This is a genomic window from Roseibium sp. (genome assembly GCF_050301095.1).
In the GTDB taxonomy this organism is placed as follows: Bacteria; Pseudomonadota; Alphaproteobacteria; order Rhizobiales; family Stappiaceae; genus Roseibium.
The window spans coordinates 1-10,918 of the sequence record NZ_JBNKYW010000006.1; the positions used below are offsets into that span (position 1 = coordinate 1).

A 10,918-nucleotide genomic window follows, 5' to 3' on the forward strand; every position below is an offset into this window, starting at 1 on the left:
TTCTTTATTCCCATGCTCGGCTTCTGGATGGCCGGACGGATCGAACCCTGGCTGAAACCGCGGCTTGCGATCGGTCTCGCCCTTGGCGGCCTGCAAGGGGCCGTCGGCTGGTGGATGGTCGCTTCGGGGCTGGTGGAGCGGACGGACGTCAGCCAGTACAGACTGGCGGTTCATCTGACCCTGGCGCTGTTCATCTTCGGTTATCTCTTCTGGATCGCCCGCCGGCTCGCACCCTTGCCGGAACCGGTGGAAGACGAGCAGGCGCGGTTGACCCGGGGCGGTAAGCTGCTCGTCTGCCTTGTCTTTCTGCAGATATTTCTGGGGGGGCTGGTGGCCGGCCTCAACGCGGGTCTCACCTTCAATACCTGGCCCTTGATGGACGGGCAGTTCGTCCCGAACGGTCTGTTGGTCATGAAGCCGGTTTGGCTTAATTTCTTCGAAAACGTCATGACCGTTCAGTTTCAGCACCGCATGATGGCGTATCTGCTGGTGTTGCTCGGTGTGATGCTGACCTACGCCACGTTCCGGGCGAGCCGGCGCGCGGAATTGCGCCGTGCAGGCGCCCATGTCGGCGGCTTCATCCTGCTGCAAGCCGTGTTCGGCATAATGACGCTGGTCTGGATGGTGCCGCTTCCCGTCGCACTGGTGCATCAGGGCTTTGCGGTGATCGTGCTCGCTGCGGCCGTCGACTACATGGCGGTGCTGAAGGGGCCATTTCCGATCAGGGGATGAAGTTTTCTCCTGCCAGAGAACGGAAAAGCCCGCCGGATGGCGGGCTTTTTGATTTTTGAGGTAAGCCGGATCAGCCGGAGAGTGCCTGATCCAGATCGGCGATCAGATCCTCGACGTCTTCCAGGCCGACGGAGATGCGCACCACGTCCGGACCGGCGCCCGCCGCAGTTTTCTGCTCGTCGCTGAGCTGGCGGTGGGTGGTGGAGGCCGGGTGGATGATCAGGCTGCGGGTGTCGCCGATGTTGGCGAGGTGCGAGAACAGTTCCACCTTGGACACCAGGCCGACCCCGGCGTCATAGCCGCCTTCGACACCGAAGGTGAACACTGCCCCGGCGCCCTTGGGCATGTACTTCTGCTGCAGCGAATGATGCTTGTCGTCGGGCAGCGCGGCATAGGAGACCCATTTGACCTTGTCATGGGCCGACAGGTGCAGGGCAACCTTCTTGGCGTTGTCAGAATGCCTTTGCATGCGCAGCGGCAGCGTTTCGATGCCCGTCAGGATCATGAAGGAGTTGAACGGCGAAATGGCCGGGCCGAGGTCGCGCAGGCCGAGCACGCGGCAGGCAATGGCGAAGGCGAAATTGCCGAAGGTCTCGTGCAGGACGATGCCCTGATATTCCGGCCGCGGCTCGGAGAGCAGGGGGTAGTTGCCGCTTGCCGACCAGTCGAAGCTGCCGCCATCGACGATGATGCCGCCCATGGAGTTGCCATGACCGCCCATGAACTTGGTCAGGGAATGCAGGACGATGTCGGCGCCGTGTTCGATCGGACGGCACAGATATGGCGTGGCCATCGTATTGTCGACGACCAGCGGAACGCCTTTGGCCTTGGCAATGGCGGCAATGGCCTCGATGTCAACGATGATGCCGCCCGGGTTGGCAAGGCTTTCGATGAAGATCGCCCGGGTCTTGTCGTCAATGGCAGCTTCAAAGGAGCTGATGTCGGCAGGGTCCGCCCATTTCACGCCCCAGCCGAAGCTCTTGAAGGAGTGGTTGAGCTGGTTGATCGAACCGCCGTAGAGCTTGTTCGCGGCAACGATGTTGTCACCCGGCTGCATCAGCGTGTGGAAGCAAAGCAGCTGCGCGGAGTGCCCGGAAGCCGTGGCAAGTGCCGCCGTACCGCCCTCAAGCGCCGCCACCCGCTCTTCCAGAACGGCCGTCGTCGGATTGGTAATGCGCGTGTAGATGTTGCCGAAGGCCTGAAGGCCGAAAAGGGAGGCCGCGTGGTCTACATCGTCGAACACAAAGGATGTCGTCTGGTAGATAGGCGTTGCCCTTGCTCCGGTCGAAGGATCGGGCGCCGCACCGGCGTGAATGGCAAGGGTAGAAAAGCCAGGAATGTTATCGCTCATAAATGAACCTCCCAATTTGAATCGCGGCAGTTTGGCCGAAGGGGACGGGCAGGTCAAAGCAGGAAATTCCGGATTCGTCGCGTTCCGGAAAATTTTTGTGCGTCAACGGCTTATGCAGGGACACTGCCTGGGCCGGCCCGAACGGTCCCGCCGGCTTCAGCGGGGTTTTCCGCCCAACAGTCCCCGGTGCTGAAACCCGGACTTGAGTGTGGGACGCTTGGAGGAGAGGGTCCTGGAGTTGACCCCGGCCCAGCCGATTTCACCGGAGAGCCGGCCGTATTCGATCTTCGGACACCGGTTCATGACCACCTTGATGCCGGCCGCTTCCGCCTTTTCGGCTGCCTCGTCATTGCGCACGGTAAGCTGCATCCAGATCACCTTCGGCAACTTGCCACTGGCCAGCACCTGGTCGACGATCATGCCCGCAGCGGCGGAGTTCCTGAATATGTCGATCACATCCGGAACAGCCGGAAGATCGTCCAGAGACGAATAAACGGTCTGTCCCAGGATCTGGTTGCCTGCCTGACCGGGATTGATCGGCCATACGTCATAACCCTTGGAGAGGAGGTACTTCTGAACGAAATAGGACGGCCGGACGTTGTTGGCGCTGGCGCCGACGATGGCCACGGTTTTGACCTCGTCCAGAATGCCCTTGATATAGGCGTCGGAGTAACTGTCGTGGTTCATGAATTTGAATACTCTCAGATGTGCCGCGCTATCCAATTCGAAACCGGGCGGTACTGCAAGCGTTTCCAGGGTCGCACCTGGTCACATTTCACGGCATGCACATGAAAATGAGCACTTGCGGTCAGGCGATGCCGGGGAAGGACAGGTTAAACGGGAAAAGTCAGATGGAAGAAGCGAAGGACAAGGGAATGGGCCGGTACAAGCAGCGCTTTCAGCGCGTCCTCGAGAAGGTCGACGGGACGCTCGACCAGCCGCTGGACATTGCTGCTCTTGCTGAGGTCGCCGCCTATTCGCGGTTTCATTTCCAGCGTCAGTTTTCCGCCTTCCTGGGCCTTGGGATTGCCGACTACCGGCGTCTTCTGAAGCTCAAGCGGGCAGGGCACAAACTTGCCTTCCGGCAGGACTGTCCGGTTACGGATATTGCCTATGACGCCGGCTACGAAAACCTGGAAAGCTTCTCACGGGCGTTCAAGCGGACTTTCGGCCAAAGCCCAACGGCCTTCCGCGCCGCACCTGACTGGACCATCTGGCATCGTACCTATGACCCTCTCACGGACTTGAAAGGACAGACCATGCCGGAGACCGGACTTGATTTCGACCGCATTCGGATTGTTGATTTTCCTGAAACGCTGGTGGCGGTTCTGGAGCACCAAGGCACGCCCGCCGGACTTCCAGCAACCGTCCGCAGGTTCGTTGACTGGCGCAGGGAGAACGCCTTGCCGCCGTCCAGGAGCGCGACGTTCAACATACTCTATGACGACCCGAAAACGGCCGCGCCTGAAGATTACCGTTTCGATGTGTGTTGTTCCGTCTCACAGGCGGTTCCGGAAAATAGCCAGGGCGTCATCACGAAAACGATTCCCGGCGGGCGCTGTGCCGTGATCGAACATCATGGTTCACTCGATCACGCGGATGCGGATATTCGTGCGCTCTACCGGGACTGGCTGCCGCAGAGCGGAGAGGAATTGCGCGACTATCCTCTCTTCGTGCAAAGAATTAGCTTCTTCCCGGATGTGCCTGAACACGAAGCAAAAACGGAAATATTCTTGCCGTTGATGTGAGGCGCGGCCGATCAGTCCGTCCCGGTATTTGCCGTCAGTTTTTCTTCCTGTTCTTTCCTGAATTCCTTGCGGATGACAAGTTTCAGGCCGGACCAGACGGCATCCACTGCGCAGACCTTCACATCCACCAGCCCCGTCGGCAGGCAGATCTCGCGGATCACGTCCTCCGAAATGTCGGTCGGCACCTTGCTGGCCTTCTTGGGCCAGGAAACCCAGATCATGCCGGCGGGAGAGAGGAGATCGCGAAGCCGGGAAAGCTCGGCCTGAAGAACGGCGCGGCTTGTGACAAAAAGATGGGCGCACTCCAGCCCGGAAACTGCCGCGCCGAGGAGATTCACGCCGGGTTCCTGACCTTGCAGAAGATTACTGATGTCTTCCGGCATGTCCTGCCACCAGCAGCTCATGCCTGGCTTCAGGCCGAGTTTGGCGGCAAGCGGCCGCCCTGAATAACCTGCCTGTTGCATTGTTCCTCGTGTCCTCGCCTGTCTGCTTGTCGCATGACTTGGATAAACACTGAAGCTGCCCTTAGCAAATGTACGGATGGCGCGTGCGCGAGGATGTGAAACAATCCGTTCGGTCGTCCCGCGTCAGCGTGCGTTCCGTGGGCGCCCGGGCCGGAGCTCCGGAACAGGCTGACGGAAGACGAGCGTGTCGGAACGGAATTTCAGAAATGGCGCTTCAGGAAACCGAGATGCAAAGGGTCGCCCTCAAAGGGGAAGGTCTGACCAAGATCTATCACATGGGTGCGGTGGAGGTGCCGGCTTTGCGAGGCGTCGATGTCGAGTTCTTTCAAGGCGAGCTTCTGGTGCTGCTCGGTCCGTCAGGTAGCGGCAAATCGACCTTGCTCAATATTCTGGGCGGCCTGGACGATCCGACAGCAGGGCAGGTTTCCTTTCAGGGCAAGGTGCTGACGGATGGCCGGGACCGCACGCTCAACCGCTACCGCCGCGAACACGTGGGGTTCGTCTTCCAGTTCTACAATCTCATTCCCAGCCTCACGGCCAGGGAGAATGTCGCGCTCGTCACGGAAATCTCGGAGAACCCGATGCGGCCGGAGGAAGCGCTGGAACTGGTCGGTCTCGGGGCGCGCCTCGATCATTTCCCGGCCCAGCTTTCCGGCGGCGAACAGCAACGGGTGGCTATCGCTCGCGCAATCGCCAAGCGGCCGGAGATTCTTCTGTGTGACGAACCGACCGGCGCGCTCGATTCAAAGACCGGTATCCTCGTTCTGGAGGCCATTTTGAGGGTTAACCGCGAATTGGGGACCACCACCGCCCTGATCACGCACAACGCGGTCATCGCCGATATTGCCAGCCGGGTCCTGATGTTCGCCGACGGCAGGATCGTCGAGACCAGGGTCAACGAGGTGCGGCGGCTTCCCGAAGAACTGGAATGGTAGGTGTAATGTCCAGCCTCGACCGCAAGCTCTTGCGTGATCTCTGGCGTCTCAGGGCCCAGGTGCTGGCGGTGGCGCTCGTGATCGCATCCGGCGCGGCGGTCCTGATCATGTCGCTGACAACAATCGAATCTCTGGAAGAAACCACCAAGGCTTATTACGAGCGTTCGCGCTTTGCCGAGGTGTTTGCCAGTGCCAAACGGGCGCCGGAAAGTCTGGGACGCGGCATTGCCGCCATCCCCGGCGTGCAAATGGCGGAAACGCGCATCGTGCAAGGGGCGGTGCTCGATATGGAAGGGTTCAACGAACCGGTCATCGGACAGTTGATATCGCTGCCTGCGCACGGGCCTCAGCTTCTCAACACCCTCGTCCTCCGGTCGGGGCGTCTGGCGGAGCCCAACCGGCCCGATGAGGTGGTTGTGAACGAGCCTTTCGCGGACGCCCATGGCCTCAAACCCGGTGACAGTTTCAACGCTGTCCTGAGGGGGCGCAAACGGACCCTGCAGGTCGTCGGTACCGCCCTCAGTCCCGAATTCGTCTACGCCATTGCTCCAGGCGGGCTGATGCCGGACGACGAGCGCTTCGGCGTGCTGTGGATGGGCCGCGATGCGCTGGAAGCCGCGTTCGATCTCAAGCGGTCCTTCAACAGCGTCACCTTGAGCCTGCTTCCGGGCACGGATGAAAAGGAGGTCATTCAGCGGCTTGACGATCTTCTGTCGCCATACGGCGGCACGGGTGCCTATGCGCGTGTCGACCAGATTTCGAACTGGTTCCTGGAGAGCGAGATCGGCCAGTTGAAGAACATGTCGCGGATCCTGCCGGCCATCTTCCTGGCTGTCGCGGCTTTCCTGACCAACATGGTCATGGCCCGCCTCGTTGAGACCGAACGCCGCGAAATCGGGCTCCTTAAGGCTTTCGGCTACACCAATCTGGCCATTGGCTGGCATTACGCCAAGATGGTTCTTTTCATCGGCGTCACCGGTGTTCTGATCGGTTCTCTGGTCGGGGCCTGGCTCGGGCACTGGAATACGGAGCTCTATGCCAAATTCTACCGTTTTCCGTTTCTTTACTACCGGCCGGGGCCGACCGGGTTCGCGATTGCCGGCAGCGTCAGTCTGCTGGCGGCCCTGGCGGGCAGCCTGGTCTCCGTGCAAAGGGCAACCCGCCTGCCTCCCGCCGAGGCGATGCTGCCGCCCGCACCGCCCATTTACCGGCGCTCCTGGGCTTCCGGGACGGTTTTTTCAAGGTTTCTGGACGAGCCGACCCGGATGATCTTCCGACGTATCTTCCGCTGGCCGTTGCGTGCCTTTCTGGCAAGCCTTGGACTTGCCATGTCCGTGTCGGTGCTCATCATGGCCCTGCAGTGGGCGGATGCCATCGACGCACTGGTCGTGACCACCTTCGAAAAGGCGCAGCACCAGGACGCCACGATCACCTTCAACGACCTGAAACCCCATGCCGTCATCGAAGATGTCAAAAACCTGCCCGGCGTGCTTGGGGCCGAACCCTATCGATTTGTGCCGGCCCGCCTGAGCAACGGTCAACGCAGCGAACGGCAGGGAATTCTGGGCGTTCCTCAAGACGCCGCGCTGAGCCCTGTCTATGACGTCAAGGACGAAAAGGTCGATCTGCCGCGGGACGGCCTCGTCCTCTCCGGCAAATTGGCCGAACTGCTTGGCGTGAGGGTCGGTGACAAGGTATTCGTGGAAATTCTGGAAGCACGGCGTCCACAAGTCAGTCTGCCCGTCTCCCGCATTTTCGAAACCTATATCGGCAAACCCGCCTATATGGATTTCGATGCCCTCAACCGGTTGATGAAAACGGCCCGTTCAGTCAGCGGTCTGCATCTCGTCGTGGATCCGGCACGACGCGCCGACCTGTTGACAAGGCTCAAGGACATTCCCGGAACGTCTGCCATCCTGTTCCGTCAGGCCTCCATCGACACGTTCTACAAGACCATGGGCGAAACCATCTTCATCTTCATCGGGTTCTTTGTCGTCTTCTCCATGACGCTGACCATCGGGGTGACCTACAATTCGATCCGCATCGCCCTGTCCGAACAGGCGCGCCTCCTGGCGACGCTTCGCGTGCTCGGCTTCAGCCGCTGGGAGATTTCCTACATTCTTCTGGGTGAAATCGGTCTGCTGACCTGGTTCGCCATTCCTCTGGGCGCCCTGATCGGCTCCGTTCTTGCCTGGTACATGGTCAGCGCCTTCGAGACGGAACTCTACCGGGTGCCGCTCGTCATCAACGATGCCACCTATGGCAAGGCCATGCTGTTTGCGCTGGCGGCCACCCTCATCTGCGCCGCCTTCGTACGCAGGCGGCTCGACAAGCTGGACCTGATCGCGGTCCTCAAGACACGGGAGTGAAGACGTGAGCGTTGCTACACGCCGCCTGATCATCTGGGGCCTGCTGATTGCCGTGCTTGCGGCAGGCATCGGCTATGCGTTCCGGCCGCAACCGGTGCCGGCCGACCTTGCCGAGGCGAAGACCGGCCACCTGCTGGTGACCATCGACGAGGAAGGCGAGACGAGGGTGCGCGACATCTATACGCTTTACGCCCCGCTCAGAGGCTTTCTGCATCGCATCGAGGCCGATGCGGGCGATTCGGTCGAGGCGGGGCAGACGAAGCTGGTGTCGATCGAACCGGCGCCGCCGGAATTCCTGGACGTGCGCACCGAAGCCGAACAGCAGGCGGCCATCGAGGCTGCAGAGGCCGGACGCCGGCTCGCGATGTCGGAGCTCGACAGCGCGGAGGCGGATCTGGCGTTCGCGCTCAGCGAACGGGACCGTTCGCGCCGGCTTGTGAGCTCCGGCACGATCTCCAAAAGGACGCTGGACAATGCCGAACGGGCCCACCGGGTCGCCGAAGCCAAGCTGGCGTCGGCCAAGGCGGCGTTGAACGTCCGGGAGTTTCAATTGAAGCAGGCAAGGTCCCGGCTTTTGTCGCGCCAGGAACTTGAAAGCCGTGGCGACGATTGCGAGTGCATAGAAATCACGGCACCGGTCAGCGGACGGGTCCTGCGCGTTGTCCGCCGAAGCGCGGGCGTCGTTTCCGCCGACACGCCGCTTATGGAGATCGGCGATCCCGGCAACCTGGAGGTCGTGGTCGATCTCCTGTCGGAAGATGCGGTCCGGATAAATCCCGGCGACAAAGCCATCATCACCGGCTGGGGCGGCCCCGATCTCAATGCCAAGGTGCGAGTGATCGAACCTTTCGGCGAGACCAAGGTCTCCGCTCTCGGGATCGAGGAACAGCGGGTCAACGTGATCCTTGATCTCGCCGATCCGCCTGAAAAATGGCGCCGGCTGAGCCACGGCTACCGGGTGGACGTCAAGGTGATCCTTTTCGAGGCGGATGTTCTCAAACTTCCGCGTGGCGCGCTGTTCCGCCAGGGCGAGCAATGGGCGGTGTTCGTCGTCGAAGACGGGCTGGCACGTCTGCGCCCGGTCACGCTTGGGGCAGAGAACAGCCTGGAGGTTGAAATCGCCGAAGGACTGTCGGAAGGACAGCAGGTGGTGCTTTATCCGAGCAACCGTATCGAAGACGGTGTTGAGGTGGTCGAGCGATAAGCCCTAGGCCGCGGCCTTTTTGGGGGAGGGGCTAGGCTCCACCGCTGATCCGCTCCGCGTGTCGATTAATAACGGAGCGGTTCCGGCAAGCGGCTTCAGCTATCCGTCCACTCCGGCTTGCGTTTTTGCAGGAAGGCGGAAATGCCTTCCTCCGCATCCCGCGCCATCATGTTCTCAACCATGGTCTGGGCGGCGAATTCATAGGCCTCTGAAAGCGGCATTTCGAGCTGGCGGTAGAAGGCTTCCTTGCCGATCTTGAGCGTCTTGGACGACTTGGAGGCGATCACTTCCGCATATTTTTGAACCACCTGTTCCAGGTAGTCGCGCGGCACGATACGGTTGATCAGGCCGAATTCCTTGGCGCTCGAGGCATCGATGCTTTCGCCGGTCAGCAGCATTTCCATGGCCTGTTTCGGCGCAACATTGCGCGACAGGGCGACCATGGGCGTGGAGCAGAACAGGCCGATGTTGACACCCGGCGTGCAGAAGGTCGCCGTGTCCGTGGCAAGGGCCAGGTCGCAGGACGCGACGAGCTGGCAGCCGGCGGCTGTCGCGACGCCGGTGACGACAGCGATCACCGGCTTGGGCAGGCGCACGATCTGCTGCATCAGGTCGGAGCACTGGCGCATGATCCGCTCATAGGTCGCCCGGCCTCCGTCGGCTTCGCCGCGTGCTGCCGTCAGTTCCTTCAGGTCGTGGCCCGCGCAGAAAACCTTGCCTTCCGCGCCCAGCAGGACGACGCGAACTTCGGGGTTTTCAGCCGCCCTGGCGAGTTCTTCCGAAAGAGCGGTCATCATGGCGGTCGACAGCGAATTCATGCGGTCAGGCCGTTGCATCACGATCCGGTAGACGCCCTCGTGAAGGAGAGTGCCCAGGAGCGGCTTCTGGGTGTCGTCGTTGGCGGCGGTTTCGGACATGAGTGTCTTCCTGAATGGTCTGATTTGCCGCCTTTATAGCCGAACCTGTCCGTCGAGCGATAGACCGCCGAAGGGGGCAGCCCGCTCAATCACAGATCGTTTATCCGGATGCAGGGGCAAGCTGCTGGCGGTTCGGCTCCTTTCCGCTATCCTGTCGCCCATGTGCAGGGTAAAGGCGTTCCGTTCTCTGATCTGCGCAGTTTTGGGCGCAGTTGCCATCCCGTTTTCCGCGGAAGCCGGTGAAAGGGTCGACGTCGCACTTGTGCTTGCGGTCGATGTCTCCCGTTCCATGTCGCCGGAAGAACTGCAGATACAGCGCAAGGGCTATGCGGCGGCGATTGCCAGCCCGGAGGTCGTACGGGCCATCGAGCTCGGTGCCCATGGCCGGATCGGCCTGATGATGTTCGAATGGGCCAACGACACCCACATCCGGGAAATTGTCGGCTGGACCATTATCGAGGACCGGGCCGGGGCGACGGAATTTGCCGACAAGGTACTGGCGGACAGCACCTTCGGCCAGCGCCGCACCTCCATCTCCGGCGCGATCCGGCATGCCACCGCCTTTCTGGAAGATCTTCCGTTCGAAGCCGACCGGCGGGTGATCGATATCTCCGGGGACGGACCGAACAACCACGGGGCACCCGTAACTCTCGCCCGTGATGCGGCCGTGGAAAGCGGCATGGTCATCAACGGTCTTCCCCTGATGACGACCGGTGGGGCCGGGTTCCAGTTCAACATCAAGGATCTGGATGAATACTACCGCCGCTGCGTCATCGGAGGTCCGGCCAGTTTCGTGATCCCGGTCAACAACTGGGTGCAGTTTCCCGATGCCGTCCGGCGCAAACTGGTTCTCGAAATCGGCGGGGTAGTTCCTCATGTGCCGTCAGTCATCAAGGCGCAATTCACCCCGCAGGAGCCTTATGACTGCCTCATCGGAGAGAAGATCTGGCGGCAGATGCGGGAGCAGTATTTCTGGGACCAGTAGATCTCGGGGGGAGCCAATCCGGATTTTAATGCGTTTTTTGCGCGTTTCAAGATGTGTTCGAAAGTAGTCTTTCAATTTAAAGGGTGGACTAGAAGGAGTAAGTTTCAATTCATAAATACGATTTTGTAAAAATCATAATAAATGAATGTATTTAAAATAAAATTTTGTGCGGATGCCGTGTGCTGAAAATATTAATTAGTTGAATTGAAAATT

General features: G+C 60.6%; 10 protein-coding genes. 6 read left to right on the forward strand and 4 right to left on the reverse strand.

The window, feature by feature from the left end:
- The coding region (locus ACQY7U_RS00250; RefSeq protein ID WP_428640824.1) for a COX15/CtaA family protein at positions 1-732 on the forward strand (732 nt) is incomplete at its 5' end.
- A 70-nt stretch (positions 733-802) separates the two neighbouring features.
- Here the strand turns inward: ACQY7U_RS00250 and ACQY7U_RS00255 are convergent.
- Together ACQY7U_RS00255 and ACQY7U_RS00260 are read right to left on the reverse strand one after the other, a co-directional pair.
- Complete coding sequence (locus ACQY7U_RS00255; protein ID WP_428640826.1) at positions 803-2,083, reverse strand: O-acetylhomoserine aminocarboxypropyltransferase; 1,281 nt, start codon at positions 2,081-2,083, stop codon at positions 803-805.
- Positions 2,084-2,239: 156 nt separating this feature from the next.
- Positions 2,240-2,770, reverse strand: coding sequence for a CoA-binding protein (locus tag ACQY7U_RS00260; RefSeq protein WP_428640828.1), 531 nt, complete (start codon positions 2,768-2,770; stop codon positions 2,240-2,242).
- 164 nt (positions 2,771-2,934) lie between these two features.
- Here ACQY7U_RS00260 and ACQY7U_RS00265 point away from each other — a divergent pair, with 164 nt between their 5' ends.
- Positions 2,935-3,831, forward strand: coding sequence for an AraC family transcriptional regulator (locus ACQY7U_RS00265; RefSeq protein ID WP_428640830.1), 897 nt, complete (start codon positions 2,935-2,937; stop codon positions 3,829-3,831).
- Between the two features lie 11 nt (positions 3,832-3,842).
- On the opposite strand, the gene ACQY7U_RS00270 is transcribed toward ACQY7U_RS00265, so the two are convergent.
- Positions 3,843-4,295, reverse strand: a complete 453-nt coding sequence (locus tag ACQY7U_RS00270; protein WP_428640831.1) for a hypothetical protein — start codon at positions 4,293-4,295, stop codon at positions 3,843-3,845.
- A gap of 206 nt (positions 4,296-4,501) precedes the next feature.
- Here ACQY7U_RS00270 and ACQY7U_RS00275 point away from each other — a divergent pair, with 206 nt between their 5' ends.
- Genes ACQY7U_RS00275 through ACQY7U_RS00285 form a run of 3 tightly spaced genes read left to right on the forward strand, consistent with a single transcriptional unit; the run spans position 4,502 to position 8,803 of the window.
- A complete protein-coding gene (locus ACQY7U_RS00275) occupies positions 4,502-5,230 on the forward strand; it encodes an ABC transporter ATP-binding protein (protein WP_428640833.1) in 729 nt (242 codons plus the stop codon).
- Positions 5,224-7,599, forward strand: coding sequence for an ABC transporter permease (locus ACQY7U_RS00280; RefSeq protein ID WP_428640835.1), 2,376 nt, complete (start codon positions 5,224-5,226; stop codon positions 7,597-7,599). Before ACQY7U_RS00275 ends, ACQY7U_RS00280 begins: the two co-directional genes overlap by 7 nt.
- A gap of 4 nt (positions 7,600-7,603) precedes the next feature.
- Positions 7,604-8,803, forward strand: a complete 1,200-nt coding sequence (locus ACQY7U_RS00285) for an efflux RND transporter periplasmic adaptor subunit (protein ID WP_428640837.1) — start codon at positions 7,604-7,606, stop codon at positions 8,801-8,803.
- 95 nt (positions 8,804-8,898) lie between these two features.
- Here ACQY7U_RS00285 and ACQY7U_RS00290 read toward each other — a convergent pair whose 3' ends face one another.
- The gene (locus ACQY7U_RS00290; RefSeq protein WP_428640838.1) at positions 8,899-9,720 is read right to left on the reverse strand and encodes an enoyl-CoA hydratase; all 822 of its coding nucleotides are present in this window, start codon (positions 9,718-9,720) and stop codon (positions 8,899-8,901) included.
- A 202-nt stretch (positions 9,721-9,922) separates the two neighbouring features.
- Here ACQY7U_RS00290 and ACQY7U_RS00295 point away from each other — a divergent pair, with 202 nt between their 5' ends.
- Positions 9,923-10,705: a DUF1194 domain-containing protein gene (locus ACQY7U_RS00295; protein WP_428640840.1), complete on the forward strand. Its 783-nt coding sequence runs from the start codon at positions 9,923-9,925 to the stop codon at positions 10,703-10,705.
- The last annotated feature ends 213 nt before the right edge of the window (positions 10,706-10,918 follow it).